Source organism: Actinosynnema sp. NPDC023587, from assembly GCF_040640215.1.
Lineage (GTDB): Bacteria > Actinomycetota > Actinomycetes > Mycobacteriales > Pseudonocardiaceae > Actinosynnema.
Map to the genome: position 1 here is coordinate 1 of NZ_JBFABG010000021.1, position 26931 is coordinate 26931.

Below are 26931 nucleotides of genomic sequence, written 5' to 3' on the forward strand. Positions count from 1 at the left end.
GACATCGACAAGGAGATGCGCAACGACCTGCACAGCGTCCCGCTGTTCCAGCTCACCGACTTCGCGGCCAGCACGGCCGACATCTCCCCGATCTCGTACATCGGTGTCGGTGGTGGCGTGACCTGGAACCTGTACGCCTGGCAGATCAAGAAGTAAGTCGAGCTGCCACCAGCTCGCGACGCCAAACTGATTGATCCGACCGGGGGGCCGGTGCCACAAGCACCGGCCCCCCGGACGGTGTCCGCGTCGGGTAGGCTGGCCCGCTTGACGGCGGGGGTGCCTAGGGGAGACTAGAGACTTGTCATGTTCCGTTACATAATCCGGCGGTTGTTGATCTCGATTCCGCTGTTGATCGTCGCTTCATTCCTGTGCTTCGGACTCGTCAACGCCATGGGCGACCCCCTGGGCGAGTGGAAGCTCCAGAAGCCGCGGACCGCGGCCGAGATCTCCGCCGCCTACGATCGGACCGGCTACAACAAGCCGTTCTTCGAGCGCTACGTCAACTGGGCGGGCGACTTCGTGACCGGCGACTGGGGCGAGTCGGTCGTGCCCGGCAACGCGGGCAAGCCGGTCAAGGAAGAGCTGATCACGGCCTTCGGCATCACCCTCCGGCTGATCTTGATCGCCGAGATCGTCGCGTTGGTGCTGGGTATGGCCGTCGGTGTCATCGGCGCGGTCAGACAGTATTCGATATTCGACTACACAGCGACCGGCATAGCCTTCGCGATGTTCTCCATGCCGTTGTTCTGCGTGGCGCTCATCATCAAGGCGGGTGGTATCAAGTTCAACGACTGGTTGGAGAACATCGGCGCGGGCCGGTGGCTCACCATGGCGGGTCCACCCGGCGACGGGTTCAAGGGCAACATCGGTGAGCAGATCTACCAGTACACCGGCGCGTTCATCCTCCCGACGATCTGCCTGGTCGCCATCCAGTTCGCGTTGTACAGCCGTTTCCAGCGAGCCTCGATGCTGGACACCCTGAACGCCGACTACGTGCGCACCGCACAGGCGAAGGGCGTCTCCGAGAGCCGCGCCATCTTCCGCCACGCCTTCCGCAACGCGCTGATCCCGATCGTCACGGTGTCCTCGCTCAACATCGGTGCCCAGTTCGGCGGCGCGGTGATCACCGAAACGGTCTTCGGCTGGTCGGGAATGGGCAAGTTCCTGATCGAGGCCATCACGAAGATCGAGCCCTACCAGGTGCTCGGATTCATGATGGTGACCGCCGTGTTCATCATCGTGTTCAACCTGATCGCGGACATCATGTACGCGGTCCTGGACCCGAGGATCCGCCTTGACTGAGATCGGTTCCCCCGTGGCGCAGGCACCCGCGCCCACCTCGGGCGAGGCGAGCCAGTTCGACAACACGGCCGCCCGCAAGCAGTCCACGGTCATCCTGCGCCGGTTCCTGCGGCACAAGGCCGCGGTGTTCGGGCTGGTGCTGTTCGTCATCCTGGCGCTGTTCGCGTTCCTCGGCAGCGCGATCTGGAAGTACTCCTACACCGACCTGAGCTTCCGCCGGTACCTGCCGCCCAGCCTCGACCACCCGTTCGGCACCGACCGGCTCGGTGGCGACATGGTCGCCCAGCTCATCCGCGGCACCCAGTTCTCCTTGCAGATCGCCCTCGTGGTCGCCGTGCTGTCGACCGTGATCGGCGTCGTGCTCGGCGCGCTGTCCGGCTACCTCAAGGGCTGGGTCGACGCGGTCATCAGCCGGTTCATCGACCTGCTGCTGGTCATCCCCAGCCTGGTCATCGCGGCCGTGCTGGTCCGCAACAGCTTCGTGGTCTCCGTGGCCGGCAACGGCGGCTCGTCCAACTGGATGATCGTCGCCCTCTACCTGGGCCTCATCGGGTGGCTGTCGATCGCCCGCGTCATCCGCGGCATGGTGCTCTCGCTGCGCGAGAAGGAGTTCGTGGAGGCCGCCCGCGCACTGGGCGCGTCCACGTTCCGGATCGTCTTCCGGCACATCCTGCCCAACACGGTCGACGTGATCATCGTCAACGCGACGCTGGCCATCGCCCAGGCGGTGCTGCTGGAGGCCGCGCTGTCGTTCATCGGCCTCGGCGTCCAGTCGCCGGACACCTCGCTCGGCCTGATGATCAGCCAGAACAAGAACGAGCTGACGTTGCACCCGTGGCTGTTCCTCGCCACGTTCGTGTTCATCGTGCTGATCTCGCTGTCGGTCAACTTCATCGGCGACGGTCTGCGGGACGCCTTCGACCCGCGCCAGAAGAGGGTGAAGGCATGAGTGGGGTTGATGTCATGAACGAGCCCGAGTCCGCCACCGAGCGCGGCGGCGGCGACAAGCTCATCAAGGTCGAGGGCCTGTCGGTGGACTTCCCCACCGACGACGGCGTGGTGCACGCGGTGCGCGACGTGTCGTTCTCCCTCGGCGCGGGCGAGGTGCTGGGCATCGTCGGCGAGTCCGGCTCCGGCAAGTCCGTGTCGTCGATGGCGATCATGGGCCTGCTGCCCAAGACCGCGCAGATCGGCGGCTCGATCCGGTTCAAGGGCCGCGAGCTGGTCGGCCTGAGCTACAAGCAGATGCAGCCGGTGCGCGGCAACGGCATCTCGATGATCTTCCAGGACCCGATGACGTCGCTGAACCCCGTGTACACGGTGGGGTGGCAGCTCGCCGAGGCCTACCTGGCGCACCACAACGTGTCGAAGAAGGCCGCGTTCGCCAAGGCGGTCGAATCGCTCGAACTGGTCGGCATCCCGCAGCCGGACCGCCGTGCGGCGCAGTACCCGCACGAGTTCTCCGGCGGCATGCGGCAGCGCGCGATGATCGCCATGGCGATCATCAACGACCCGGACGTGATCATCGCGGACGAGCCGACCACGGCGCTGGACGTGACCGTGCAGGCGCAGATCCTGGACACGCTGCTGCGCATCCGGGACGAGACGAGCGCGGGCATCATGATCATCACCCACGACCTCGGCGTCGTGGCGGGCATGGTCGACCGCGTCCAGGTCATGTACGGCGGCACGGTCGTCGAGCAGGGCGGCGTGGACGAGGTCTTCGAAGCCCAGCGGATGCCCTACACCGTCGGCCTGCTCGGGTCGATCCCGAACCCGCAACTGCTCGGCAAGCGGCTCACCCCGATCAAGGGCGCGCCGCCCTCGCTGATGAACCTGCCGAAGGGGTGCTCGTTCTCGCCCCGGTGCCCGCTCGCGGTGGACGAGTGCCGCGAGTCCGAGCCGCTGCTGTTGGAGACCGACCGGCGCGGGCACTTCGCGCGCTGCCACCGGTCCGCGCACCTCGCCACCATCGAGTACCCGCAGCGGCTGTTCGCGACCGAGGAGATCGGCGTGGTGGAGAACCCCGCGTCGCTCACCATGGCCAACCCGGACATCCCCGTCGCCGAGGACCTCGGCGTCGTGGAGGCGCGGTTGCACGAAGGGGAGAACCGGACCTCATGACCACCACGGAAACGAACCCGCGGGCCGGCGGTGCACCGGCCGGGGACGGCGGCGTGCCGCTGCTGGCGGTCAAGGACCTGGTCAAGTCCTTCCCGGTGCGCGGCGGCGGCATCATCCCGCGCACGGTGGGCCAGGTGCAGGCGGTGTCCGGCCTGTCGTTCGAGCTGCGGGCCGGCGAGACGCTCGGCCTGGTCGGCGAGTCCGGTTGCGGCAAGTCCACGACCGGTCGCGCGATCCTCCAGCTCCACAAGCCGACCTCCGGCTCGGTCAAGTTCGAGGGCCAGGAGCTGACCAAGCTCGGCGGTCGGAGCCTGCGCAACGTGCGCCGGGACATGCAGATCGTGTTCCAGGACCCGTACGCGTCGCTCAACCCGCGCTGGCAGATCAACGAGCTGATCTCCGAGCCGTTCAAGATCCACGGCACGGAGCGCGGCCAGAACGTCCAGCACCGGGTGAACGAGCTGATGGAGCTCGTGGGCCTCAACCCCGAGCACCGCAACCGGTACGCGCACGAGTTCTCCGGCGGCCAGCGGCAGCGCATCGGCATCGCCCGCGCGCTGGCGCTGAACCCGAAGCTCATCGTGCTCGACGAGCCGGTGTCCGCGCTGGACGTGTCCGTGCAGGCCGGCGTGGTCAACCTGCTCGAAGAGCTCCAGGAGCGGCTGGGCCTGGCCTACCTGTTCGTGGCGCACGACCTGTCCGTGGTCCGGCACATCTCCGACCGGGTGGCCGTGATGTACCTCGGCAAGATCATCGAACTCGGTGAGCGCGAGGACATCTACGCCCGGCCGATGCACCCGTACACGCAGGCCCTGCTGTCCGCGGTGCCGGTGCCGGACCCCAAGCTGGAGCGCCGCCGCCAGCGGATCGTGCTCACCGGTGACGTGCCGTCGCCGGTGAACCCGCCCTCGGGCTGCCGCTTCCGCACCCGCTGCTGGAAGGCGCAGGACATCTGCGCCGTCGAGGAGCCGAAGCTGGAGGCGCGGGGCGACGGCCTGGGCACGCTGTCCGCGTGCCACTTCGCCGAGGTCCGCTCCGTGGTGGGCTGATCCACCGTGGCCGTCGTCGGGGTCACCGCCTTTGGCGGTGGCCCCGATGTCGTTGTCGGACCAGGTCTCTACGCTGATCCGGTGACGCTGACTGCTCCACCACGGCTGCTGCTGGTACACGCACACCCCGACGACGAGAGCCTGTGGACCGGCGGCACCATCGCCCGGTACGCGGCGAGCGGCGTGCACGTCACCGTGGTCACCTGCACCCTCGGCGAGGAGGGCGAGATCATCCCGCCCGCACTGGGCGAACTGGCCGCCGGCGCGGCGGACCAGTTGGGCGGCTACCGGGTCGCCGAGCTCAGGTCCGCGTGCGCCGCCCTGGGCGTGACCGACCACCGGTTCCTCGGCGGCATCGGCCGCTGGCGGGACTCCGGCATGGCCGGCGTACCCGCGAACGACCACCCCCGCGCCTTCACCCGGGGTTCGCTCGACGAGCAGGCCGCCGCGCTGTCGGCCATCATCGCGTCGGTGAAGCCGCAGGTCGTCGTCACCTACGACGCGTTCGGGGGGTACGGCCACCCGGACCACGTCCGGGCGCACGAGATCACCACGGCGGCGGCCGGCGACGTGGACCGGGTCTTCCACGCCGTGACGTCGCGGTCGGCGACGGAGGCGGGCGCGGCGGAGCTGGCGACGTGGGACGACCTGCCCTGGCGGCTGCCCGAGCCCGGTGAGCTGCCGGTCACCGACGACGACGAGATCACCACCGTGGTCGACGTGTCCGAGCACCTGGTCGCGAAGCTGCGGGCGCTGCGGGCGCACTCGACGCAGGTCGGCGTGTGGCAGGACGGCGCGCGGGCCGCCTACGCCCTGTCCAACGGCATCGCGCAACCCGTCGTGCGGGCCGAGTACTACGTGCTCGCGCGGGGCTCGGCGGACGGGGCCCGGACCGACCTGTTCGGAGGGCTCGATTGAGGGAGCGGTTGGCGATCGGGGTGCTGATGGTCGAGGCGTTCGTGCTGGCGGTGGTGGAGCTGTTCTTCCTGCCGCTGCGCTTCGACGGCACGGTGCTGCCCCGGGTCTCCGACTACCAGTTCCCGGTCACGGTGCTGCTGGCGATCGTGACGACGCCGCTGCTGGTGGTCCTGGCGTCCCGGTACGCGGACCGGGCGCTGTCCGCCGCCGCGCCGTTGCTGGTCTGGTTCGGGACACTGCTGCTCTTCGGCTTGTTCGGTCCGGGTGGGGACGTGGTGCTGGTGAACGATTGGCGGACGTTGGTGCTGTTCGCGAGCGGCGCGCTGCCGGGGGCGGTGGCGCTCGGGGCGTTCCTGGGGAGGCGGACCCGTGCCGGCGATCACTGATCGGGACGTGGTGCGGGCGCTGCGCCCGTTCGTGCGGGCGACCGGACCGCTGTTGGACGCGTTGCGGGAAGCCAACCTGCTCGGGCTGCGGGACCGGTCGGCGGAAGTCGGCGTGGACCGGCAGGTGGTCGAGCGGCTGTGGGACCAGGTGGCGAAGGTGAAGGTGCCGGGCACGGCGGCGTGGGCCGGGATGACCGTCGAACAGCGCGACTCGTGGTGGCTGAACCGGGTGGGGCGGCTGCTGTCGCTGCTCGCGGCGCTGCCCGGGGTGGGCGGGGCGCTGGCCGACCGGCTGCCGATCCAGTCGACGCTGGGTACCGCCGGCCAGGGGCTGCTGCTGTCGGCGATGGCGGGGGAGCACGGCTTCACCTCCACCGAGGACCGGGTGCGGCTGCTGGCCCGGGTGCTGTTCCAGCGCGACGTGGACGGGCGGCCGGTAGGAGCGCGCACGGACAAGACGCGCACGGACAAGTCGCACGCGGAGGAGATGCACGCGGAGGACCGGGCTACGGAGGAGCTGACCTCGGAGTTGGGGCAGCGGTCCACGTTCCGGGCCATCGGGCGGACGGTGTGGAAGCTCGCCAGGGTGCTGTGGAGCCTGGAGGGCGAGCTGGACAAGCGGCCCCAGGGGCGGTTCTACCACCAGGCCCTGGGGATGTTGCCGCTGGTCGGGGTGGTGGGGGACTACCTGGGGGAACGGTCGGCGCTGCGGCGGGTGCGGTCGGCGGCGTACGAGTGGTTCGCGGCCCAACCCCCGCCCGGCGCGGCTGATGCCCTGGCCGAGGCTGGTGGACCGGCTTCGGCCGACGCCCGGACCAGCGCCGACCCGCAGACCGGCACCGACCCGCAGACCAGCGCCGACTCGCGGCCTGACCCCGGCACACGGCCCGACCCGGAGCCGCCGGTCTAGTCGGCGCGGCTGGTGCCCTCGGGGGGATCGCCCCTCACGGAATCCAGTACCGGTAGCGGTGGTGTTCGGTGCAGCCCAGGGACGCGTACAGCGTGAGCGCCGCCGTGTTGTGCTCGGCGACCTGGAGCGCGCAGCGCGTCGCCCCGTTCGCCACGCCCCACGACGCCAGCCCGCCCATCAGCGCACGCGCCACCCCTCCCCGACGCACCTCCGGCCGCACGACCAGCCGTGCGATGTGCAGCAGATCGCCCACCACCGCACCGCGCACCGCCGCCACGACCCGCCCGCCGCGCACCACCGACCCGAACCCGACGATGAACCCGCTACCCAGTACATGCCGCTGGGCGGGTGTCGGGTTGTCCTGGGCCGTGAGTTCCCACCATGCGGACGTCGGCACCGCTGAAACGCCCACCCCGTCGCCCTTCGGGGAGGCGAAGGATTCCGGTCTGCCGGTCAGGACCAGCGACTCGGCACCGCCCGGGTGGGCCGCGTCGACCCGCCACCCGGCGGCCGACACCGCCTCCTCCGAACGCGAGCCGACGACCACGTGGGCGGTCGGCGCGATGGCGTTCCGGGCCGCGAAAGCGCGGACCAGCCGCAACGCCCAGGGCACCGGACAACCCGGGGAACCGGTGGTCAGCGCGCTGTTCGCGCGCCCGGTGAAGCCGCCGGCGGCGCGCAACCGCCACTCGCCGAGCGGCACGTCCCGCAGGGCCGGCCAGGCGTCGGCGCAGCGCTGCTCCACCTCGACGACCCGATCCACCCGCGCATCGTCCTCCGCGCTGCCGGAGGGTGTCCTGTGAGGTGGAGCACGGTGCGGATAAGGCAAGCCTGACCGGTGGACAATCGGACTCGCCGCGTACTCTCCGGCTTGCGCGGTGTGGACCAGAACAAGAGCAGGAGAGCAGCAGTGACCTATGTGATCGCCCAGCCGTGCGTGGACGTGCTCGACAAGGCCTGCATCGAAGAGTGCCCCGTCGACTGCATCTACGAAGGCGACCGGATGCTCTACATCCACCCGGATGAGTGCGTCGACTGCGGTGCTTGTGAGCCGGTGTGCCCTGTCGAAGCCATCTACTACGAGGACGACGTCCCGGACGAGTGGAAGGAGTACACGAAGGCGAATGTGGACTTCTTCAACGAGCTCGGCTCCCCCGGTGGCGCGTCCAAGGTGGGCAAGGTCAGCGCGGACCCGGACTTCGTGAAGGCTCTCCCGCCGCAGGCGTCGCACGAGTGACGCAGCGGCTCCCGGACTTCCCCTGGGACCTCCTGGCCGACCACGCCGCCAAGGCGCGCACGCACCCCGGTGGCGTGGTCGACCTGTCCGTCGGCACGCCGGTCGACCCGGTGCCGGAGGTCGTCCAGGCCGCCCTGTCCTCGGTCGCGGCCGAACCGGGCTACCCGACCACGCACGGCACGCCGGACCTCCGCGAGGCCGTGGTGGCGGCGCTGGCCCGCCGGCACGGCGTGACCGGGCTCGACCCCCGGGCCGTGCTGCCGACCATCGGTTCGAAGGAGTTCGTCGCCTGGCTGCCCACCCTGCTCGGACTCGGTCCGGGTGACGTGGTGGCCATCCCGGCGCTGGCCTACCCGACCTACGAGGTCGGCGCACGGCTGGCCGGCGCGACCGTGGTGCGCCTCGCGGACGGGGAACCGCCGCCGGCCGGCACGAAGCTGCTGTGGTTGAACTCACCGTCGAACCCGACCGGGCGGGTGCAGTCGCCCGCCGCGTTGGCGCAGGCCGTGGCGGACGCCCGCGCGGTCGGCGCGGTGGTCGCGTCGGACGAGTGCTACCTGGCCCTGCCGTGGGACTCGGCACCGGTCTCGGTGCTGCGCGAGTCCGTGCACGGCGGGTCGCTCGACGGGCTGCTGGCGGTCCACTCGCTGTCCAAGTCGTCCAGCCTCGCCGGCTACCGGGCCGGGTTCGTCACCGGCGACCCGAGCCTGGTGGCGACGCTGCTGGAGGTGCGCAAGCACGCCGGGATGATCGTGCCCCGGCCCGTGCAGGCGGCGATCACGGTGGCGTTGGGTGACGACGCGCACGTGGCGGCGCAGCGGGCCCGGTACGGGCGTCGGCGGGAACTGCTGCTGCCGGCGTTGCGGGCGGCCGGGTTCGCGGTGGACCACTCGGAGGCCGGCCTGTACCTGTGGTCCACGCGGGACGAGGACGCCTGGGACACCGTGGGCTGGCTCGCCGAGCGCGGCATCCTGGCGGCTCCGGGCACGTTCTACGGGCCTGCCGGTGATCGGCACGTCCGGGTCGCGCTGACGGCGTCGGACGAACGGGTCGCGGCTGCGGTCGAGCGGCTGGCCTGAGGCGTTCGCGCGTCGGCGGGTACGTGCGGCCGGTGCCGCAAAGCGACGCTCCCCGTACGGCCTGCGAGCAGGCCATACGGGGATGACACGCGCTAGTCGTTCGAGTGCAGGGCCGCGTTGAGCTCCACGCCGGTGCCCTTGCGGGGCTTGACCTTGATCACACCGGTGGTCGAGTCGCGGATGAACAGCAGGTTCGGCACGCCCGACAGGGACGCCGCCTTCACCACCGTGCCGTCCTCGGCGGTGATCTTGGTGCCCGCCGTGATGTAGAGGCCCGCCTCCACCACGGTGTCGTCGCCCAGCGAGATGCCCACGCCGCCGTTCGCGCCGATCAGGCAGCGCTCACCGATGGAAATGACCTGCTTGCCGCCGCCGGACAGGGTGCCCATCACGGACGCGCCGCCGCCGATGTCCGAGCCGTCGCCCACGAGCACGCCCGCCGAGATGCGGCCCTCGACCATGGACGCGCCGAGCGTGCCCGCGTTGAAGTTCACGAAACCCTCGTGCATGACCGTCGTGCCGGACGCCAGGTGCGCGCCCAGGCGCACGCGGTCGGCGTCGGCGATGCGGACGCCCGACGGCACCACGTAGTCCACCATGCGCGGGAACTTGTCCACGCCGTAGACGGTCACCGCGCCCCGTGCGCGCAGCTTGAGGCGGGTCTCCTCGAAGCGGTCCACGGCGCACGGGCCGAAGTTGGTCCACACGACGTTGTTCAGCAGGCCGAACAGCCCGTCGAGGTTCTGGCCGTGCGGGCGGACCAGCCGCGTCGACAGCAGGTGCAGGCGCAGGAAGACGTCGTAGGTGTCCGCGGGCGCGTCGGTCAGCTCGGCGATGCCCACCCGGACGCCGATCACCTCGACGTCGCGGTCGTCGTCGGTGCCGAGCTGCTTGGCGGCGGCTTCGCCCAGTGCGGCGGCGACCTCGGTGGCGGACAGGCGGACCGTGCCCGGGTCCGCCGCGCCCAGCTCCGGTGACGGGAACCAGGTGTCCAGCACGACGCCGGTGGAGGTGACGGTGGCGAGGCCGACGCCGTACGCGCCGGTGGGGTTTGCGGTGCTCACGGGAGGGAACGGTAACGTGCCGCGCGTGGCCGACACCTTGCACCTCGCTGCCGATCCCGTCGAGCTGACCGCCGCGCTGGTGGACGTGCCCAGCGTCTCCGGCGAGGAAGCCGAGCTCGCCGCGCTGGTGGAGCGCTCGTTGCGCGAGCAGACCGCCCTGGAGGTGGTCCGGTCGGGGAACTCGGTGCTGGCGCGCACCAACCTCGGTCTGGCCAAGCGGGTGATCCTGGCCGGGCACCTGGACACCGTGCCGGTGAACGACAACCTGCCCTCCCGCCTGGCGGACGGTGTCCTGCACGGGCTCGGCACGTGCGACATGAAGGGCGGCGACGCGGTGATGCTCAACCTCGCCGCGACCGTCGCGCGGCCCCGGCACGACCTGACCTTCGTGTTCTACGACTGCGAGGAGGTCGAGGCCTCCCGCAACGGGCTGGAGCGGATCGAGCGGGAGTTGCGCTCCTGGCTGGACGCCGACCTGGCGATCGTGTGCGAGCCGTCCAACGCCGCCGTCGAGGCGGGCTGCCAGGGCACCATGCGGGTCGAGCTGCGGGCCTCGGGCGTGCGGGCGCACACCGCGCGCGGCTGGATGGGGGTCAACGCGATCCACGCCGTGGGGGAGGCGCTGCGGCGGCTGGAGGCGTACTCGCCGCGGACCGTGGACATCGACGGCTGCGTGTACCGGGAGGGCTTGCAGGCGGTGAAGATCGCGGGCGGGGTCGCCGGGAACGTGGTGCCGGACTCGTGCGTGCTCTCGGTCAACCACCGGTTCGCGCCGGACCGCACGCCCGAGCAGGCCGAGCAGCACCTCCGCGAGGTGTTCTCCGGTTTCGAGCTGACCGTCACGGACCGCGCCCCGGGCGCGCTGCCGGGCCTGGGCGCGGAGGCCGCGCAGGAGCTGGTGCGGGCCGCCGGCGGCACGCCGGTGGCCAAGCTCGGCTGGACCGACGTGGCCCGGTTCGCGGCGCTCGGGATGCCGGCGGTGAACTTCGGTCCGGGCGATCCGACGCTGGCCCACACCCGGCAGGAGAACGTCCCGGTGAACCAGATCCGACAGTGCCGGGAAGTGTTGCACCGCTTCCTCAACGAGGACTGACACCGGGGATAGACTCGCGCCAATGAGTGACCAGAACGGCGTCGACGAGCACCCCAGGGAGAAGCAGCGCGGACCGGTCGTCCTGCGCCGCGAGCGCCGTGCGGAGCTGACCACCACCGACCAGCGGCTGCTCGACTCGCGCGGCCCGACGGACTGGGTGCACACCGACCCGTGGCGGGTGCTGCGGATCCAGGCCGAGTTCGTGGAGGGCTTCGGCGCGCTGGCCGAGGTGCCCAGCGCGGTGACCGTGTTCGGCTCCGCCCGCACCGGCCGCGACCACCCCGAGTACGAGACGGGGCGCAAGCTCGGCGGCGCGCTGGCCGAGGCCGGGTTCGCGGTGATCACCGGCGGCGGTCCGGGCGCGATGGAGGCGGTCAACCGGGGGTGTTCCGAGGCGGGCGGGTACTCCGTCGGGCTGGGCATCGAGCTGCCGTTCGAGCAGGGCCTCAACCCCTGGGTCGACCTCGGCGTGAACTTCCGCTACTTCTTCGTCCGCAAGACCATGTTCATCAAGTACTCGCAGGCGTTCATCTGCCTGCCGGGCGGGTTCGGCACCCTCGACGAGCTGTTCGAGGCGCTGACCCTGGTGCAGACCAAGAAGGTCACCAAGTTCCCGGTGGTGCTGTTCGGCAAGGACTACTGGCAGGGCCTGTACGACTGGGTGAGGGACTCGGTGATGACCGGCGGCAAGGTCGGCGACAAGGACCTGTCGCTGCTGCACCTGACCGACGACATCGACGACGCCGTGCGGGTGGTCCAGGAGGCGCACCAGGCGTGGGGGAGCGCGCATTGACCGCTGTCGCGGTCTACCGCGGCTCACGGCGCGGGGTGCCGGAGTCCTACCGGGCGTCGGCGGCCGAGGTGGGCGCGGTCGCCGAGGCGGCGGACGACCTGCTGCGGGTGGACACCATGCGCGACCGCAAGGCGCTGATGGAGGCGCACGGGGACGCGTTTCCGGCGCTCCCGGGCGGGATCGGCACCGCCGAAGAGCTGTTCGAGGTGTGGACGGCGCGGGTGGTGACCGGCGACGTGCGGGCGGCGCTGGACGCGTGCGCTAGCTGATCCGGGCGGTGCCCAGGCCGCGTGCGGTGGCGACGCGGTCCGCCTCGGCCCGGAGGCGGTCGAGGTCCAGCGGCGCGAACGGTGCCAACGCCACGTCGAGCCGCCGGCCGGCCGTCCTGGCCCGCCAGGTCCCGGCGATCTCGCCGTCGACCAGGATCGCGCCGGGTCGGCCGAGGACCTTCCACACGTCCTTCCGCCGCGCCGCGTCGGGCACCAGCAGCTCGCGGTCGCGGGCGTTGAGGTACGGGTCCAGCGGCGGCAGCAGCCGGACCAGGTCGGGTTCCGCCGCGTTCTCGAACGCGGCCACCCGGTCCGCCGGCAGCCACGCCCCGGGCTCGACCGCCACCAGGTCCTCCGGCCACCGCGCCTCGACCTCGCCGACCGGCGCGCCGAAGTAGCCCGCGACCTCGCGGGGGCCGGCCGGGCCGTGCAGGCGCAGGTAGTCGCGGGCCAGGTCGGCGAAGCCGGCGTTGCGCCGGGGGACCCGGCTCTCGCCGGTGGGCACGAACGTGACCGTGCGGGCGGTCGGGTCGAACCGCAGGCCGGCGGGCAGCACGGCGAGGCGGAAGACCGGGTCGAGCACGTGCGTGGCCGCGCAGCCCCGGCACCACGCGGTCAGCTCGACCGGCACCAGCGGGGTGAGCTCGGCGGACGCCTCGCCCTTGGTCATCGGCCGGTCCACGACGGCCTTGAGGGCTTCGACGACCTGCCGCAGCGCGGCGAGCCCGGCGGTCACCGGCGGGCGGTTCATCCGGGTGACGGCGTCGGCGTCGGTCAACGGCCACAGCGCGTCCGCGAGCGCGGGCAGCGCGCCCGGCCGGTGCCAGTGCGGCGCACCCCGCACCGACCAGGTCAGCACGAAGTCCGACAGGTCGGCGGGGGTGTCCAGGCGGGCGGCGAGCGCGGTCCGGGCGGACCGCTCCGAGTCCTGCACGCCCAGGTCGAAGACCCGCAGCGCGGCGGGCCCGGCGGCGGTCCGGTCGAGCTGGTGGGCCGCCACCCGGTAGGCGAGCACCCGGTCGCGGTCAGCCAAGGTCGTACTCCAGGGTGATCAGCTCGTGCCGCACCTCCACCGTGCCGGTGAGCCCGGTGAGCTCGCCGGTGCCCGAGCCGGGGACGATCACGCCGTAGAAGGCCTGGCCGGCGGGTGAGACGGTCGCGGCGTGCTGGAACACGAACGTGCCCGCCCGGCCGTCGAGCACGCCCTGGAACTTCTCGACGGCCACGTAACCGGCCGAGCCCTCGACCGGCTGGCAGGTGGTCAGCTCGGCGGTGCTCGTGCCGTCGAGAGCGCCCGTGTAGGTCTTGTCGACCTGGACGCGGCCGAGCCGGGGCTCGGTCTCGTCCACGACGGTCTCGTCCCAGCGGGTGATGGTGAACTTCGATTCCATGCCGTGGAGCCTGGCACGGATACCTGCCGGCTGCTGTCAGCTTTGCCGGCGGGCAGGGCCGCGCTGCGACGCGGTCCACCCCGGCGGAGGACGTGGCACGATGGCCGCCATGCGGTTCGGCGAGCGCGACGTGCCCCCAGATCGCGCTCTGGTGATGGCGATCGTCAACCGGACGCGGGATTCCTTCTACGACCAGGGGGCCACCTTCAGCGACGAGGCCGCCATGGCGGCCGTCGACCGGGTGGTGGCCGAGGGCGCGGACATCGTCGACGTCGGCGGGGTGAAGGCCGGGTCCCGGGGTGAGGTGGTGGACGCCGTCGAGGAGGCCCGCCGGGTGGTGCCGTTCGTGGCCGCCGTGCGCGAGCGCCACCCGTCCCTGGTGATCAGCGTCGACACCTGGCGGCACGAGGTGGGGCGCGCGGTGTGCGAGGTCGGCGCGGACCTGATCAACGACACCTGGGCGGGTGCGGACCCCCGGTTGGCCGAGGTCGCGGCCGAGTTCGGGGTGGGCATCGTGTGCTCGCACACCGGCGGGCTGCCGCCGCGCACCGACCCGCACCGGGTCCGGTACGAGGACGTCGTGGCGGCGGTGGCCGCCGAACTGGTGGCACGGGCGGAGCGGATGGTCGCGCTGGGCGTGCCGCGCGCCGGCGTGCTGATCGACCCGACCCACGACTTCGGCAAGAACACCTGGCACGGCCTGGAGCTGCTGCGCCGGCTGGGCGAGCTGGTCGAGACCGGGTGGCCGGTGCTGATGGCCCTGTCCAACAAGGACTTCATCGGTGAGACGCTCGGCGCGGACCTCACCGACCGGGTCGACGGGACGCTGGCCGCGACGTCCGTGGCGGCCTGGCAGGGCGCGAAGGTGTTCCGGGCGCACGAGGTCCGGCGGACCCGTCAGGTGGTGGAGATGGTGGCCGGCATCGCGGGCACCCGCCCGCCGGCGAAGGTGCTGCGGGCGCTGGCCTGATCCGCCGCCGGCCGGCTGCCGCCGACCGGGCGGTGCTCGGCGGTCCACCGGTCGCGGTAGTAGCCGGGGGCCGCGACGAGTTCGGCGTGCGTGCCGCGCCGGGTGACCCGGCCGTCCTCGACGACGACGATGTCGTCGAAGTCCACCAGCGGTGCCAGGCGGTGCGTGACCAGCACGACCGCACCGCGCGCGGCGGCCAGCACGGACGCCAGGACCTCGTCGCCGTGCCGCGTCGACAGCCCTTCGACGGGTTCGTCCAGGAGCAGGATCTCCGGGTCGGCGAGCAGCGCGCGGGCCAGCAGCAGGCGCTGGCGCTGGCCGCCGGACAGCTCCGCGCCGTGCTCGCCGACGACGGTGTCCCAGTCGACGTCGAGGTCGGCGATCCGGGCGACCCGGTCCAGCTCCGGTTGCCCGGCTGCGGGGTTCGCGAACTGGACGTTCGCGCGCACGGTCCGGTGGAACACGTGCGCGTCGGCGAGCGCGCCCGAGGCCCGGCCGGGGCGGGCCGCCGCGAGGGCGCGCAGCAGGGTGCTCTTGCCCGCGCCGCTCGGCCCGACCACGCCCGTGCGCCGCGCGGTCACCTCGACCAGCGGTGGTCGCGGCGGTTCCGGCCGGGCGGCCAGGACCTCCCGGAGCCGGGTCAGCGACCCGCGCGCCTCGGCCCAGCGCTGCGCGGCGGTGGTCAGCGGGACGGCGACCTCCAGCGCGGCCACCGCGCCCAGCACGACGTACGCGGGTCCGCCGTGCGCGAGGAGGACCAGCGCCGTCCCGAACTGCACGGCCACGGCGAGCCCGGCCAGTGCCGCCGCGCCGGTCGAGCCCCGCCGCTCCCGGGCCGCCAACTCGTCCACCACGTCGCCGGCCTTGGCCAGTTCCCGTTCCGCCGCACCGAAGGCGGTCAGCTCGGCCGCCCCCTCGCGCAGCACCACCGCGCGGTCGGCCAGGTCCGCGCGCAGCGGGGCGAGCGCGCGGAGGTGGCGGTCCGCCACCAGGTAGGCGACCAGCGGCACCACCAGGCCGACCACGAGGAACCCGGCGGTCAACGGCCACGCGAACCCCGTCGCCACCACCACGACGACACCCACCAGCGCCGCCACGCAGGCTGGCAGCAGGCACCGCAACACCGCGTCCTGCACCGCGTCGACGTCGGAAACGAGCCTGGTCAGCGCGTCACCGCCGGCCAACGGGCGGCGCACCAGCGCGTCGTAGACCCGGCCGCGCAACTCGGCCACCGCCCGCAGCACCGCGCCGTGCCCGGCGAGCCGTTCCGCGTACCGCAGCCCGCCCCGGGCGAGGGCCAGCGTGCGCACGGCCACGATCGCCACCGTCAACGCCGACATCGGCGGCTGCTCGGCGGCCCGCATCACCAGCCACACCGCCGTGACCACCAGACCGATCCCGGCCAGTTCCGCCGCCACGCCGACGACCACCGCGAGCACCACCCGCCTCATCGGACCTCCACCACCCGGTCGACCTCGCCCAGCAGCACCGGCCGGTGCGCCACGATTACCGCCGCGCCGCCCCACGCCCGGGTCGCCCGCAGCACGGTTTCCTCGGTCCGGTTGTCCAGCCGCGAGGTCGGCTCGTCCAGCAGCAGCACCCGCGCCGAGTCCCGGACCAGGGCGCGGGCCACCGCGACGCGCTGGCGTTCGCCCGAGGACAGCTCGTGCCGGGCGTCCAGCAGGTCCGCGACACCCACGGCCCGCGCCGCCGCGCGCACGTCCGCGCCCGGCGCGCCCAGCGCGATGTTCTCGCCGACGGTCCCGAGGAACAGCGTCGGCCGCTGCGGCACCCACGCGAGCTGCCGCAGCCACTCGGCGCGGTCGAACTCGCGCAGGTCCACCCCGTCCACCAGGACCCGCCCGGCAGCCGGCTCGACCGCGCCCAGCAGCACGGCCAGCACGGTGCTCTTGCCGCCGCCGCTGGGCCCGACCAGCGCGATCCGCTCGCCGGGGTCGATCCGCAGGTCGAAGCCGGTCAGCGCGGGCGCGTCCCGCCCGGGGTAGCGGACCTCGACCCCCTCGCACACCACGGACGCCACCCGCAGGTCCGGCGGCCTGCGCCGGACCGCCCGCACACCGGGCGTGATCGCGGAGGTCTGCTCCAGGACCGCGAGCCCTTCGGCAGCGGCGTGGAACCGGGACCCGGCTGCCCGCAACGGCAAGTACGCCTCGGGCGCGAGCAGCAGCACCAGCAACGCCACGTGCAGCGTCACGCCGCCGTGCAGCAGCCGCAGGCCCACCGGCACCGCCACCAGCGCCACGGACAGCGTGGCGACGAGTTCGAGCACCAACGCCGACAGGAACGCGACCCGCAGCGCCCGCATCGTCTCGGACGCGTGCGCGTGCGACACCGCCCGCACGGTCCGCGCCTGCGCGGCGGCCCGCCCGAACAGGGTCAGGGTGCCCGAACCCCGCACGACGTCGAGGAAGTGCCCGCCCACCGCCGCCAGCGCCGCCCACTGCCGGCGAGTGCGGTCCCGGGTGTGCAGCCCGACCAGCGCCGCGAACACCGGCACCAGCGGCAGCGTCAGCGCGATGGTCACCGCCGCGCCCCAGTCCGCGAACGACAACCGCGCCAGCACCGCCACCGGGACGGTCACCGACACCACCAACTGCGGCAGGTAGCCCGCCAGGTAGGGCTCGACGGCGTCCAGGCCCTTGACCACGAGCGTGGTCACCTCGCCGGTCGACCCCGGCGCGTCCCGCAGCACGCGCTTGCGCAGCGCGGCCTTCACCGAGGCGGCTTCCCGTTGCGTGGCAGCACGTCCGACCCACACCACGACGGCCCGCACCGCGACCACGCCGATCAGCGCCCCCGCCCCGGCCCCGCCGCTCAGCACGGACGCGAGCAGTTCCGCCTGCGCCAGCACCAGGACGGCCGTGACCACCCCCAGCACCGAGAGCAGGACGACGTACCGCCGCTCAACGTGCCGCACGGGACATCCACCACGTCGCCCACTGGAACACCCCGACCAGCGGCAGCACCACCAACGCCACCCAGCTCAACGCCCGCAACGTCGGCGTGTGCGCCATCGTCGCGACGTCCACCACGGCCCGCGCCCCGAACACGGCCACCACCGGCACCACGCACAACCCTGCGGTGCAGAGGAAAGCCGGCCCGGACCGCGCCGAGCGCAGGGCCGTCCAGGCCCCGCCCACCAGGGCCAGCGCGACCGCCGCACCCACCCAGCCGTACGCCGGCACCCGCACCGATCCGCCGGACGCCACCGCCGCGACCACGAACCCGGCCGCCGGCCAGACCAACGCCCGTGCCGTCCGCACCGCCCGTTCCCGCAGCGGCCCGTGCAAGCGCCAAGCCAGGAACACCGCGCCGTGCAACAGGAACAGCACCGGGATGCCGAGCGCCCACAGCACCACCGGACCGCCCAGGACATCGCCCAGCAGCACGCCCCAGCCGACCGGGACGATCAGCGCGCCGCCGACGAGGGGCACGTCCCACCACGGGCTCACCCGCAACTGCACGGCCGAGGTGACCAGCACCAGGCCGACCAGGATCGTGACGAACGCCCCGTGGTGGCCGGACAGCAACTCCCCCTCCAGGCGCGGGAACGCGCCGAACAGCACGCCCACGGCGGCGACCAGCCACACCTCGTTGCCCAGGAAGAACGGCGTCATCGCGCGCAGCACCCGCGCCCGTTCGGCCTCGTCCCGGCCGACGAACCGGAACAGCAGCCCGACGCCGTAGTCGAAGCCCGCCAACGCGAAGTACCCCGCCGTCAGCAGCCCGAGCAGGACGATCCACAAGCCTTCCACGACGACTTCCCCTCCCCGTCCTCAGAGGGCCGGCACGAGCGGGGACACCGGGACGGGTTCGTCCACCGGCCCGCGTCGGACCAGCCGCGCGATCAGCACCCAGTCGGCGACCGCCAGCACGACGAACACGGCCGTGAACGCGACGAAGGAGAACAACATCGCGTCCCGGCTCACGGCCGACACGGCGTCCTCGGTCCGCAGCAGCCCGTAGACCAGCCACGGTTGCCGCCCCATCTCCCGGAACACCCACCCACCGACGGCCGCCACGAACGGCAGCGGGATGCCGATCACCATCAGGTAGAGCGGGAACCGCAGCCTCACGACCCAGTCGCGGAACAGCAGCGGCAGGGTCGCCCAGCTCACCAGCGTCAGCAGGAACCCGATCTGGACCATGAACCCGAGTCCGACCGCGCCCGCGCCCGCGTCGGCGACCTTGGTCGGCTGGAACCGCGCGAGCACCGGGAACTGGGCGAAGCCCAGGCCGGTCAGCGCGGGCGTGGCCAGCGCGGTGACCACCACACCCAGCCGCAGCGACCGCCGGAAGAAGTCGACCTCGGTGGTGCGCTTGACGAAGTGGTACGCGCTGACCCCGGTGACGAACACCCCGCCGACGGTCAGCGCGGCGAGCACGACGTGCCCGAACGCGGTCGTGAACAGCGGGTTGGCCACCAGCGCCGAGAAGTCCACCAGGCGCAGCACCCCGTCGCGCTCCTCGTGCCCGACGGGGTGCTGGAGGAACGCGTTCGCGACCATGATCCACAGCGCGGACGCGTACGCGGTGAGCGCGGTCAGCCAGATCAGCGCCAGGTGCACCCACCGGTTGAGCCGGTCCCAGCCGAAGATCCACAGGCCGAGGAAGGTGGATTCCAGGAAGAACGCCACCAGCGTCTCGATCGCCAGCGGCGCGCCGAACACGTCGCCCGCGTAGTGCGACAGGCCGGACCAGTTCAGCCCGAACTGGAACTCCACCACGATCCCGGTCGCGATGCCCAACGCGTAGTTGACCACGTAGATCCGACCCCAGAACCGCGTCATCCGCGCGTGCACCGGGTCGCCGGACAGCGCGGCCCGGGTCTGGGTCACCGCGACCAGCGTCACCAGTCCGAGCGTCAGCAGCACGAACAGGAAGTGGAACGACGTGGTGACGGCGAACTGGAGCCGGGCGAGACCGAGAGCGTCCATGGGTAGCCAAATTATGCGTAGCCGCGCTACCTGTGAATCGGGGATCTCCCCGATGTCACCCCGATCCCGCGACCCGTAGAGTGCCTACCTGTGAAGTCGGACGCGTTGCGCGGCCACCTCGACGGGCTGCTGCTGGCCACGCTGGACGGCGGGCAACTCCACGGCTACGCGATCATCGAGGCGCTGCAACTGCGCAGCGGCGGCGCGCTGGACCTGCCCACCGGCACCGTCTACCCGGCGCTGCGCCGGCTGGAGACCGCCGGGCTGGTGGCCAGTGAGTGGAGCACGGTCGGCGGGCGCAGGCGGCGCACCTACCGGCTGACCAAGGCGGGCCACCGGGCGCTCGCCGCCGAGCGCACCGCGTGGCGCGAGTTCACCACCGCGATCGAAGGCGTGCTGGGAGGTGGCCCGTGGCCCGCGCAGGCGTGATCGACGAGTACCTGACCAGCCTCGACCGCCGGTTGCGCGGCCCGGAGCAGGTGAAGGACGACCTGCTCGCCGAAGCCCGGGACAGCCTCGACGACGCCGCCGCGGCCCACGCGGCCGGCGGCCTGGACGCCGAGGAGGCCCAGCGCCGCGCGGTGGCCGAGTTCGGGCCGGTCACCCTGATCGCCCGGGACTACCAGGGCCTGCTCGCGCTCGCGCACGGCGTGCGCACCCTGTGGACGGTGATCCTGGTCCTCCCGCTGGCCCACGTGCTGTGGGAGCTCAACCGGAGCTTCTGGATCGGCTCCTGGTCCGCGTTCGACCACGCCGGCCCGCCGCCCGCCTGGTACCTCGCGATCGCCAGGGCCAACGACTCCGCCGGCTGGGTGGTCGCCGGCGCGGCCCTGTGCGCCCTGCCGGTCGGCCGGCTGCTGGCCCGGCGCGGCACCAGCGCGGTGACCCTCGCCCGGCTGGCCGGCGCGGTGGCCGGGGTCGCGATCGGCGTCAACCTGGTCGCCACCCTGGCGATCACGGTCGCCACCGCCCACGTCGACCTGGGCCGGCTGTTGACATCCCCGCCGGTCGCGGCGGCCACGGCGGTGTCGCTGGCCGTCATGGCCCGGCTGGCCGTGCTGGCCCGGCGGTGCCTGGTCTTCGCGGCCGGCTGACGGCGGTTCGCCGTTCCGCGCGCCCACCCCACACGGCGTGTGCCACGATCGTCCCGTGACCACCGCGCTCATCTACCTCGTCGTCATGGTCCTCGTGGCGGCCGTGGTGTTCCTGCTGGCCTCGCTGGTGTTCGGCCGGGGCGAGGAACTCGCCCCGCTGCCGCCCGGCGCGTCGCCGACCCGGTTGCCCGCCGACTCGGTGGCCCCGGACGACGTGCGCGGCCTCCGGTTCCAGCAGGTCTTCCGGGGCTACAAGATGACCGAGGTCGACTGGGCCCTGGACCGCCTCGCGGCGGAGGTGGAACGCCTCCGGGCCCGCGTCGACGAGCTGGAGGGCGACCGGGCCGAGCCCGCCGCCCGCGACGCGGAGCCGGCCGCCGCCCGCGACCCGGAGCTGGAAGCCGCCCGTGACCCGGCTTGAGCTGGCCGTGCCGGTCGACGCCCCGGCGGAGACGACCTGGGCGGCGGTGACCGACTGGGCCCGCCAGGGCGAGTGGATGCTCGGCACCGAGGTCCGGGTGACCGCCGGCGACGGCTGGAGCGCGGGCACCGAGCTGTCCGCGTTCACCGGCCTGGGGCCGGTCGGCTTCACCGACACCATGCGGGTCACCGAGTGGGACCCGCCGCGCCGCTGCGTCGTCCGGCACACCGGGCGGGTCGTGCGCGGCACCGCGGAGTTCCGCGTCGTGCCGCACGGCGGGCGCAGCGAGTTCGTCTGGTCCGAGGACATCCCCGCCCTGCTGGGGCTGGTGTTCGCCCCCGGCGTGCGCTGGTCGCTGCGCCGGTTCGCCGAGTTCGCCCGGGAGTACCACCGATGATCCGCTGCCCGTGGGGCGACAGCACGCCGGACTACCGCGACTACCACGACACCGAGTGGGGCGTCGAGCTGCACGGCGACGTGGCCCTGTTCGAGCGGATGTGCCTGGAGTCCTTCCAGTCCGGCCTCTCGTGGATCACGATCCTGCGCAAGCGCGAGAACTTCCGGAAGGCGTTCGACGGGTTCGTGCCGACCGTCGTGGCCGAGTACGGCCAGGACGACGTCGACCGGCTGATGGCGGACGCGGGCATCGTCCGGAACCGGGCCAAGATCAACGCGACGATCGGCAACGCCCGCGCCCTCGGCGGGCTCGACGTGCCGCTGGACGAGCTGCTGTGGTCCTTCGCGCCCGAGAACCACGAGCGCCCGGCGACCGCCGACGACGTGCCGGCCGTCACACCGGAGTCCCAGGCGATGGCCAAGGAGCTCAAGCGCCGCGGGTTCGTCTTCCTCGGCCCCACCACCTGCTACGCGTTGATGCAGGCCACGGGCATGGTCGACGACCACATCGCGGCCTGCTTCCGGGCGCGCCCGGCGGTCAGCGCCCGGTGAACTCCGCCGGGCGCTTCGCCACGAACGCCGCCACGGCCTCCCGGTGGTCGGCGGTCGCCCCGGCCTCGGCCTGCGTGCGCGCCTCCAGCTCCAGCGCCGCCGCCAGCCCGCCGGAGAACGCCATCGCCTCCTTGATCTTGGCGTAGGCGACGGTCGGCCCGGCGGCGAGCCGGCGGGCCAGCTCCAGCGCGGTGCCCAGCACCTCGCCGTCGGGCACGACCCGGGTCACCATGCCGATCCGCAACGCCTCCTCGGCACCGACCGGCCGGGCCAGCAGCATCATCTCCATCGCCCGGCCGTGCCCGATCAGCCTCGGCAGCGTCCAGGACGCGCCGGAGTCCGCGGTCAGCCCGACGTTGGCGAACGCCATCAGGAACTTCGCCGACGTCGCCGCGATCCGCAGGTCGCAGGCGTAGGCCAGGGACGCGCCCGCGCCCGCCGCCGTGCCGTTCACCGCCGCGAGCACCGGCTTGGGCATCGCCACGATCGCCTTGACCAGCGGGTTGTAGTGCTGCTCCACGGTGCGCAGCGGCGCGGGGTCGCCCGCCTCCAGCAGCCCGATGTGCTCCTTGAGGTCCTGCCCCGCGCAGAACGCCCGCCCCGCCCCGGTGATCACGACCGCCCGCACGGCGTCGTCCCGCGCGGTCTCGTCGACCGCCGCCAGGAGCTGCTCCTTCAGCGCCGAGGTGAACGCGTTGAACGACTCCGGGCGGTTCAGGGTGAGGGTGCGGACCCCGTCCGCGTCGTCGATGAGCAGTTCGGGCACGTCAATGACCTCCGGTGTGGTCGGGTCCCAGGCTGTCGTCCACGAACCGGCGCACGGCGGGCGCGAGCCGCGCGGTGTGCCGGTCGAAGAACTCCGCCGCAGCGCGTCCCGGCCAGTCGGCCGGCAGCAGCTCGCGGGGCAGCCCGGGGTCGCGGAACAGGAATTTCCGCCACGCGTGCAGGAACCGCTGGGACGCGGCGAACGCGCCCGCCGGGTCGGCTCCGTCCACAGCGGACACCACGGGCTCCCAGTCGGCGACGAACCGGGCGTAGTCCGCACCGAGGGTGTCCAGGTCCCAGGCCCGCGCGGCCAGTCCGGCGGCGGTGCCCTCGTGCTCGCCGTGGAACGTGCTCGCCGCCACGTGCTCGCCCGCCAGCACGTCGGACAGCTCCGGCGACGGGCGCGGTGCGACCCAGGTCACCGGCCCGAGCGCGCCGTAGCCGAGCAGTTGCAGCGAGGAGGCCAACCGGTCGCGGGACTCCCGCGCGGGCAGCTCCTCCAGCACGACCACGTGCCAGCGACCGTCCCAGGTGGAGGGCCGGGTCCGGTAGATCCGGGCGGCGGCCTCGTCCAGCCGGCGTTCCGCGCGGGGCGTCATCGCGTAGCCGGGGCCGGATGCCAGCCGGACCGGCTCCAACCAGCCCTGCCGCACCGTCCGGGACACCGCCGTCCGCACCGCGGGCGCGGCGAAGTCGAGTGGTTCGAGCAGCCGGACGAGGGCGGCGATGGTCGCGGCACCACCCCGCTCGCGGAGGTGGCCGCCGTAGACGTCGAAGAGCGCGGAACGTGCTCGCACGAGATCGGAGTCTGTCAGGGCGACCCCGCGACACGCCACAGGCCGCGGAATTGGTCACGACCGGATGACGGCGAATGCGCGGCCGGAAATCGTTGGCGCACGGCGATCCTGGCGCTGAACTGCGCGGGGACGAAGATCGTCGGGAAGTCACGGATCGGTTGGAAAGATCGGTTCGGTTTCGCCGGTGAGTCCGCATAGGGGAGAATGGGGCGAGTATCCGGCCCTGGTCGGACGGGGAAGATGTTGACGGAGGGAGCACGCGATGGCGGCCATGAAGCCCCGGACCGGCGACGGTCCCCTTGAGGTCACCAAGGAGGGGCGTGGCATCGTGATGCGCGTTCCGCTTGAGGGTGGGGGACGTCTAGTCGTCGAGATGTCGGCGGACGAGGCCAACGCCCTGGGCGACGCCCTCAAGGCAGCCGCCGGCTGAGCCGGAGCGAGAAACGTCCAGGCCCCGGTTTCCACTGTGGAACCGGGGCTGCGCTTCGTCCTGAAACCCCGAGTCCCCGAGGAGTCCCCCGTGCGCCTGCCCGTGCCCGCTCCGCTCGTCGCCGTCGAGGCCGCCGGCTCCCTCCGGCGCGGCGTGGGCCGGGTGGTGCTGGCCACACCCGGTGAACCGCCGCTGCTCGGACCGGGTGGCGAGGACGTCGAGGCGTCCGCCGGGATCTCCGGCGCGGCGGGCGCGACGCACCGGCACGACGGCGGCTGGGTGCTCGGCGTCGGCGAGGCGACCCCGTCCGACTGGCGCACGGCGGGCGCGTCCCTGGCCCGCGCGCTGAACGCGGACGCCGAGCGGGACGGCGGCCTCACCTTCGACGTGCGGCTGACCGGGGACGCCGACGTGCGGGCGTTCGTGCTGGGCCTGGTCCTGGGCGGGTACCGGTTCAAGGTCACCGGCGAGGAACCGCCCCGGCGGGTGAAGTCGCTGCGCCTGGTGGGCCCGGACGTGTCGGCGGATGACGTTCGTCACGCCGTCGACCTGGCGCGCGCCACCTCGCTGGCCCGGGACCTGACCAACGCGCCGTCCAACGTGAAGGACCCCGCCTGGCTGGCGTCGGCGGCGGTCAAGGCGGCGTCCGGCCTGCCCGGCCTGGAGGTCGTGGTCCGGGACGAGGGGTGGCTGGCCCGCGAGGGTTTCGGCGGCGTGCTCGCGGTCGGCGGCGGTTCCTCCCGCCCGCCCCGCCTGGTCCACCTGACCTGGCACGGCCCGGCGGACGCACCGCACCTGGTGCTGGTCGGCAAGGGCATCACTTTCGACACCGGCGGGATCTCGGTGAAGCCGGCCGAGGGCATGCACCTCATGCGCACCGACATGGCGGGCGGTGCGGCGGTGATCGGCGCGGTGATCGCCATCGCGCGGCGCGGCCTGCCGATCAGGGTCACCGGCCTGGTGCCGTGCGCGGAGAACCACGTGTCGGGCACCGCCTACCGGCCGGGTGACGTGGTGCGGCACTACGGCGGCACCACCACCGAGGTCACGAACACCGACGCCGAGGGCCGCCTGGTCCTGGCCGACGCGCTGGCCTACGCGGTGCGGGAGCTCGAACCGGACGCGCTGGTCGACGTCGCCACCCTCACCGGTGCGATGAAGGTCACCCTCGGCACCCGGATCGGCGGCCTGTTCGCCAGTGACGACGAGACCGCCGACCGCATCACCCGGGCGGGCGAGCGGACCGGTGAGGCGTGGTGGCGGATGCCGCTGCTGGACGACCTCGCCGACGCGGTGAAGAGCGACGTCGCCGACCTGCGGCAGATCCCGCCCGGTCCCGGCGGGATCACCGCCGCGCTGTTCCTGCGCGAGTTCACCGGCGGCCTGCCGTGGGCGCACCTGGACATCGCCGGCCCGGCCCGCGCGGACAAGAACTACGCCGAGGTGGTGGCCGGCGCGTCCGGGTTCGCCGCGCGCACGCTGGTCGAGTTCGCCGAGCACTACCGGGACTGACCGGCGGCCCGGCACCGGCCCGACCTCAGAAGTCCAGCGGCACGGTGACCGGCGCGGGCGCTTCGATCACCGTCTCGCCCGTCACCGGCAGCCGTACCGGCCCCGAGGTCACCCCGACCGTCACCGACCGCACGTCGGCCGGCACCTCCACCACCACCGCGACCGGGAACGTGTCGCCACCCAGCCGCGCGCCCACCAGCGGCGCGCGGCTGCCGTCCGGGAGCGTCACCACGACCAGGTCCTTGGTGATGGTCGCGCCCGCCGACCGGGGCAGCCCCTGCCCCTGCAACCTCAGCTCCAGCAACGCCCGGTCCGGCGCGGAGGTCGTGACGAGCCGGTAGCGGTCCTCGAAGCTCACCGGCCGCTGCCGCCCCAGCCGCACCCGCTGGACCTCCAGCGACCCCCGCCGGTCACCCACCTCCACCGGCAGGGCGACCGGAGCGGGCGACGCCGGTCCCGAGGCCCGGCGCAGCACGGCGGGCACGTCGGTGAGCGGCTCGCCGCCGGGGATCGCCACGCGCTGCTCCAGCGACAGCGCGCCCACGGTGTCCAGCACCAGCGACTCCGGCCCGCCGGCGTCCGGGACGGTGTAGACGACGAACACCGAGCCCGTCTCCGGCAGCCGGTCCACGGTCAGCCGGTGCCGCCGGCCGGGCAGTTGCAGCGACAGCTCCGGCGGCTGGGGTGCCCAGCCCTGCCACTGGGTCTGCCCGAACGCGGTGTCGGTCTCGGTCAGCCGCTCCACCGCCAGCCGCAGCACGCGCAGCCGCACGCCGTGCTCGGCGCGCAGCTCGCCCTGGTCGGTGCGCCACGAGTCCGGGCTCGCGTAGCCGGTCATCCCGACCGTGAGCTGGTCGTCGCGGATCAGCCCGTCGGCCTCGGCGATCGGGCGGCCGTCGTCCGGCAGCACGGTGAGGAAGTCCGGCCCGGCCGCGCCGACGCCCTGGTCGGCCTCGGCCTCGCGGCCGTCGGTGCGCACCAGCCTGCCCAGCGGCGTGCTGCGGTGGCCCGGTCCGGGCACCTGCGGCGGCTGGACCTCCAGCCGCACGCCCGCGGCACCCCGCTCCACCTCCTTGAGCGGCACCGGGACCCAGTCCGCGGTCGCCCCGGTGCCCGGCACCTGCACCGGGCCGCACCACAGCCGGGTGTCCACCTCGGTCCTGTCCCCGGCGCGGGCGAACCAGCAGCTCACCGCCTCCCGGCCGGCGCGCGCGACGTAGCCGAAGCTCAGCGTGTAGCTGAGCTGCGCCTCGGCCTCCACCTGCAAACCCTGCGGGTCGAGCACCGCGCGCCCGCCGATGGTGAGCCCCGGCTCGCCGGTCCGATCCGGCACGGCCGCGCCGCACCCGGCCACGAGCAGCACGACCACGGCGAGCACCGCACGCATGTGACCCCCAGTAGTTGATCCCCTACTGGTTAAA

At 73.1% G+C, this 26931-nt stretch carries 31 protein-coding genes; 20 read left to right on the top strand and 11 right to left on the bottom strand.

Translation table 11 applies throughout. The features are described from left to right. Positions 1-303 precede the first annotated feature (303 nt). From AB0G01_RS32610 to AB0G01_RS32640, 7 genes are all read left to right on the top strand, one after another. Complete coding sequence (locus AB0G01_RS32610; RefSeq protein WP_360953798.1) at positions 304-1302, top strand: ABC transporter permease; 999 nt, start codon at positions 304-306, stop codon at positions 1300-1302. Beyond that, positions 1295-2251, top strand: coding sequence for an ABC transporter permease (locus tag AB0G01_RS32615; protein WP_360953801.1), 957 nt, complete (start codon positions 1295-1297; stop codon positions 2249-2251). Before AB0G01_RS32610 ends, AB0G01_RS32615 begins: the two co-directional genes overlap by 8 nt. Further along, positions 2248-3426, top strand: a complete 1179-nt coding sequence (locus AB0G01_RS32620; protein WP_360953804.1) for an ABC transporter ATP-binding protein — start codon at positions 2248-2250, stop codon at positions 3424-3426. The genes AB0G01_RS32615 and AB0G01_RS32620 overlap by 4 nt, the downstream gene beginning before the upstream one ends. Beyond that, positions 3423-4475 carry a dipeptide ABC transporter ATP-binding protein gene (locus AB0G01_RS32625; RefSeq protein ID WP_360953807.1) on the top strand — a complete coding sequence of 351 codons (1053 nt, stop codon included), beginning with the start codon at positions 3423-3425 and terminating at the stop codon, positions 4473-4475. The genes AB0G01_RS32620 and AB0G01_RS32625 overlap by 4 nt, the downstream gene beginning before the upstream one ends. Before the next feature lie 81 nt (positions 4476-4556). Continuing rightward, positions 4557-5393 (top strand): N-acetyl-1-D-myo-inositol-2-amino-2-deoxy-alpha-D-glucopyranoside deacetylase, encoded by an 837-nt coding sequence (mshB, locus tag AB0G01_RS32630; protein WP_360953810.1) that lies wholly within the window; start codon positions 4557-4559, stop codon positions 5391-5393. Continuing rightward, a complete protein-coding gene (locus AB0G01_RS32635) occupies positions 5390-5779 on the top strand; it encodes a hypothetical protein (RefSeq protein WP_360953813.1) in 390 nt (129 codons plus the stop codon). The genes mshB and AB0G01_RS32635 overlap by 4 nt, the downstream gene beginning before the upstream one ends. Then, the gene (locus tag AB0G01_RS32640; protein ID WP_360953816.1) at positions 5763-6689 is read left to right on the top strand and encodes a hypothetical protein; all 927 of its coding nucleotides are present in this window, start codon (positions 5763-5765) and stop codon (positions 6687-6689) included. Before AB0G01_RS32635 ends, AB0G01_RS32640 begins: the two co-directional genes overlap by 17 nt. Before the next feature lie 34 nt (positions 6690-6723). Here AB0G01_RS32640 and AB0G01_RS32645 read toward each other — a convergent pair whose 3' ends face one another. Then, on the bottom strand, positions 6724-7452 hold the full coding sequence (locus tag AB0G01_RS32645; protein ID WP_360953818.1) for a GNAT family N-acetyltransferase: 729 nt from the start codon (positions 7450-7452) through the stop codon (positions 6724-6726). Between the two features lie 147 nt (positions 7453-7599). On the opposite strand from AB0G01_RS32645, the gene fdxA reads away from it, so the two are divergent. Both fdxA and dapC read left to right on the top strand, forming a co-directional pair. Then, positions 7600-7926, top strand: a complete 327-nt coding sequence (gene fdxA / locus AB0G01_RS32650) for a ferredoxin (RefSeq protein WP_360953821.1) — start codon at positions 7600-7602, stop codon at positions 7924-7926. Then, positions 7923-9005 (top strand): succinyldiaminopimelate transaminase, encoded by a 1083-nt coding sequence (dapC, locus tag AB0G01_RS32655; protein ID WP_360953824.1) that lies wholly within the window; start codon positions 7923-7925, stop codon positions 9003-9005. The genes fdxA and dapC overlap by 4 nt, the downstream gene beginning before the upstream one ends. A gap of 92 nt (positions 9006-9097) precedes the next feature. Here dapC and dapD read toward each other — a convergent pair whose 3' ends face one another. After that, on the bottom strand, positions 9098-10069 hold the full coding sequence (dapD, locus tag AB0G01_RS32660) for a 2,3,4,5-tetrahydropyridine-2,6-dicarboxylate N-succinyltransferase (RefSeq protein ID WP_360953827.1): 972 nt from the start codon (positions 10067-10069) through the stop codon (positions 9098-9100). Between the two features lie 25 nt (positions 10070-10094). Between dapD and dapE the strand changes: the two genes are divergently transcribed. Genes dapE through AB0G01_RS32675 form a run of 3 tightly spaced genes read left to right on the top strand, consistent with a single transcriptional unit; the run spans position 10095 to position 12224 of the window. Next, the gene (dapE, locus tag AB0G01_RS32665) at positions 10095-11162 is read left to right on the top strand and encodes a succinyl-diaminopimelate desuccinylase (RefSeq protein WP_360953830.1); all 1068 of its coding nucleotides are present in this window, start codon (positions 10095-10097) and stop codon (positions 11160-11162) included. Between the two features lie 22 nt (positions 11163-11184). Continuing rightward, entirely contained in the window at positions 11185-11955 is a 771-nt protein-coding gene (locus AB0G01_RS32670; protein WP_360953833.1) for a TIGR00730 family Rossman fold protein, read from the top strand. After that, positions 11952-12224 carry an LOG family protein gene (locus AB0G01_RS32675; RefSeq protein ID WP_360953836.1) on the top strand — a complete coding sequence of 91 codons (273 nt, stop codon included), beginning with the start codon at positions 11952-11954 and terminating at the stop codon, positions 12222-12224. Before AB0G01_RS32670 ends, AB0G01_RS32675 begins: the two co-directional genes overlap by 4 nt. On the opposite strand, the gene AB0G01_RS32680 is transcribed toward AB0G01_RS32675, so the two are convergent. Continuing rightward, complete coding sequence (locus AB0G01_RS32680) at positions 12217-13257, bottom strand: crosslink repair DNA glycosylase YcaQ family protein (protein WP_360953839.1); 1041 nt, start codon at positions 13255-13257, stop codon at positions 12217-12219. The two genes, AB0G01_RS32675 and AB0G01_RS32680, sit on opposite strands and share 8 nt — an antisense overlap. Then, the gene (locus tag AB0G01_RS32685; protein ID WP_360953842.1) at positions 13250-13615 is read right to left on the bottom strand and encodes a DUF3224 domain-containing protein; all 366 of its coding nucleotides are present in this window, start codon (positions 13613-13615) and stop codon (positions 13250-13252) included. Before AB0G01_RS32685 ends, AB0G01_RS32680 begins: the two co-directional genes overlap by 8 nt. Positions 13616-13715: 100 nt before the next feature. Between AB0G01_RS32685 and folP the strand changes: the two genes are divergently transcribed. Then, a complete protein-coding gene (folP, locus tag AB0G01_RS32690) occupies positions 13716-14585 on the top strand; it encodes a dihydropteroate synthase (protein WP_360953845.1) in 870 nt (289 codons plus the stop codon). Here folP and AB0G01_RS32695 read toward each other — a convergent pair. From AB0G01_RS32695 to AB0G01_RS32710, 4 genes are read right to left on the bottom strand one after another with little or no spacing between them, the layout of a single operon-like run. Beyond that, complete coding sequence (locus AB0G01_RS32695) at positions 14513-16036, bottom strand: ATP-binding cassette domain-containing protein (protein ID WP_360953848.1); 1524 nt, start codon at positions 16034-16036, stop codon at positions 14513-14515. The genes folP and AB0G01_RS32695 overlap by 73 nt on opposite strands. Continuing rightward, on the bottom strand, positions 16033-17523 hold the full coding sequence (cydD, locus tag AB0G01_RS32700; RefSeq protein WP_360953851.1) for a thiol reductant ABC exporter subunit CydD: 1491 nt from the start codon (positions 17521-17523) through the stop codon (positions 16033-16035). The genes AB0G01_RS32695 and cydD overlap by 4 nt, the downstream gene beginning before the upstream one ends. Beyond that, positions 17510-18361 carry a cytochrome d ubiquinol oxidase subunit II gene (locus AB0G01_RS32705; protein ID WP_360953854.1) on the bottom strand — a complete coding sequence of 284 codons (852 nt, stop codon included), beginning with the start codon at positions 18359-18361 and terminating at the stop codon, positions 17510-17512. The genes cydD and AB0G01_RS32705 overlap by 14 nt, the downstream gene beginning before the upstream one ends. A 21-nt stretch (positions 18362-18382) precedes the next feature. Then, a complete protein-coding gene (locus AB0G01_RS32710) occupies positions 18383-19543 on the bottom strand; it encodes a cytochrome ubiquinol oxidase subunit I (protein WP_360953857.1) in 1161 nt (386 codons plus the stop codon). A 90-nt stretch (positions 19544-19633) separates the two neighbouring features. Between AB0G01_RS32710 and AB0G01_RS32715 the strand changes: the two genes are divergently transcribed. From AB0G01_RS32715 to AB0G01_RS32735, 5 genes are read left to right on the top strand one after another with little or no spacing between them, the layout of a single operon-like run. Beyond that, complete coding sequence (locus tag AB0G01_RS32715) at positions 19634-19972, top strand: helix-turn-helix transcriptional regulator (RefSeq protein ID WP_360953860.1); 339 nt, start codon at positions 19634-19636, stop codon at positions 19970-19972. Next, on the top strand, positions 19954-20637 hold the full coding sequence (locus AB0G01_RS32720) for a permease prefix domain 1-containing protein (protein WP_360953863.1): 684 nt from the start codon (positions 19954-19956) through the stop codon (positions 20635-20637). Before AB0G01_RS32715 ends, AB0G01_RS32720 begins: the two co-directional genes overlap by 19 nt. A gap of 55 nt (positions 20638-20692) precedes the next feature. Further along, positions 20693-21058, top strand: a complete 366-nt coding sequence (locus tag AB0G01_RS32725) for a DivIVA domain-containing protein (protein WP_360953866.1) — start codon at positions 20693-20695, stop codon at positions 21056-21058. Then, a complete protein-coding gene (locus AB0G01_RS32730) occupies positions 21045-21455 on the top strand; it encodes an SRPBCC family protein (protein ID WP_360953869.1) in 411 nt (136 codons plus the stop codon). The genes AB0G01_RS32725 and AB0G01_RS32730 overlap by 14 nt, the downstream gene beginning before the upstream one ends. Then, positions 21452-22006: a DNA-3-methyladenine glycosylase I gene (locus AB0G01_RS32735; protein WP_360953872.1), complete on the top strand. Its 555-nt coding sequence runs from the start codon at positions 21452-21454 to the stop codon at positions 22004-22006. The genes AB0G01_RS32730 and AB0G01_RS32735 overlap by 4 nt, the downstream gene beginning before the upstream one ends. On the opposite strand, the gene AB0G01_RS32740 is transcribed toward AB0G01_RS32735, so the two are convergent. Both AB0G01_RS32740 and AB0G01_RS32745 read right to left on the bottom strand, forming a co-directional pair. Beyond that, positions 21993-22772 carry an enoyl-CoA hydratase-related protein gene (locus AB0G01_RS32740; protein WP_360953875.1) on the bottom strand — a complete coding sequence of 260 codons (780 nt, stop codon included), beginning with the start codon at positions 22770-22772 and terminating at the stop codon, positions 21993-21995. The two genes, AB0G01_RS32735 and AB0G01_RS32740, sit on opposite strands and share 14 nt — an antisense overlap. A gap of 1 nt (position 22773) precedes the next feature. Then, positions 22774-23568: a PaaX family transcriptional regulator C-terminal domain-containing protein gene (locus AB0G01_RS32745; protein ID WP_360953878.1), complete on the bottom strand. Its 795-nt coding sequence runs from the start codon at positions 23566-23568 to the stop codon at positions 22774-22776. A gap of 262 nt (positions 23569-23830) precedes the next feature. Here AB0G01_RS32745 and AB0G01_RS32750 point away from each other — a divergent pair, with 262 nt between their 5' ends. Further along, positions 23831-23998: a DUF3117 domain-containing protein gene (locus AB0G01_RS32750; protein ID WP_012783412.1), complete on the top strand. Its 168-nt coding sequence runs from the start codon at positions 23831-23833 to the stop codon at positions 23996-23998. A 90-nt stretch (positions 23999-24088) separates the two neighbouring features. Continuing rightward, positions 24089-25510: a leucyl aminopeptidase gene (locus AB0G01_RS32755; protein ID WP_360953881.1), complete on the top strand. Its 1422-nt coding sequence runs from the start codon at positions 24089-24091 to the stop codon at positions 25508-25510. 25 nt (positions 25511-25535) lie between these two features. Here AB0G01_RS32755 and AB0G01_RS32760 read toward each other — a convergent pair whose 3' ends face one another. Beyond that, the gene (locus tag AB0G01_RS32760) at positions 25536-26897 is read right to left on the bottom strand and encodes a hypothetical protein (RefSeq protein WP_360953884.1); all 1362 of its coding nucleotides are present in this window, start codon (positions 26895-26897) and stop codon (positions 25536-25538) included. Positions 26898-26931 lie beyond the last annotated feature (34 nt).

What these genes read in the sequence shown, in the direction of transcription:
- AB0G01_RS32610 (WP_360953798.1), top strand. Translation starts at nt 304, where the DNA reads ATGTTCCGTTACATAATCCGGCGGTTGTTGATCTCGATTCCGCTGTTG.
- AB0G01_RS32620 (WP_360953804.1), top strand. Translation starts at nt 2,248, where the DNA reads ATGAGTGGGGTTGATGTCATGAACGAGCCCGAGTCCGCCACCGAGCGC.
- AB0G01_RS32625 (WP_360953807.1), top strand. Translation starts at nt 3,423, where the DNA reads ATGACCACCACGGAAACGAACCCGCGGGCCGGCGGTGCACCGGCCGGG.
- AB0G01_RS32670 (WP_360953833.1), top strand. Translation starts at nt 11,185, where the DNA reads ATGAGTGACCAGAACGGCGTCGACGAGCACCCCAGGGAGAAGCAGCGC.
- AB0G01_RS32685 (WP_360953842.1), bottom strand. Translation starts at nt 13,615, where the DNA reads ATGGAATCGAAGTTCACCATCACCCGCTGGGACGAGACCGTCGTGGAC.
- folP (WP_360953845.1), top strand. Translation starts at nt 13,716, where the DNA reads ATGGCCGCCATGCGGTTCGGCGAGCGCGACGTGCCCCCAGATCGCGCT.
- AB0G01_RS32695 (WP_360953848.1), bottom strand. Translation starts at nt 16,036, where the DNA reads ATGAGGCGGGTGGTGCTCGCGGTGGTCGTCGGCGTGGCGGCGGAACTG.
- AB0G01_RS32710 (WP_360953857.1), bottom strand. Translation starts at nt 19,543, where the DNA reads ATGGACGCTCTCGGTCTCGCCCGGCTCCAGTTCGCCGTCACCACGTCG.
- AB0G01_RS32735 (WP_360953872.1), top strand. Translation starts at nt 21,452, where the DNA reads ATGATCCGCTGCCCGTGGGGCGACAGCACGCCGGACTACCGCGACTAC.
- AB0G01_RS32750 (WP_012783412.1), top strand. Translation starts at nt 23,831, where the DNA reads ATGGCGGCCATGAAGCCCCGGACCGGCGACGGTCCCCTTGAGGTCACC.
- AB0G01_RS32760 (WP_360953884.1), bottom strand. Translation starts at nt 26,897, where the DNA reads ATGCGTGCGGTGCTCGCCGTGGTCGTGCTGCTCGTGGCCGGGTGCGGC.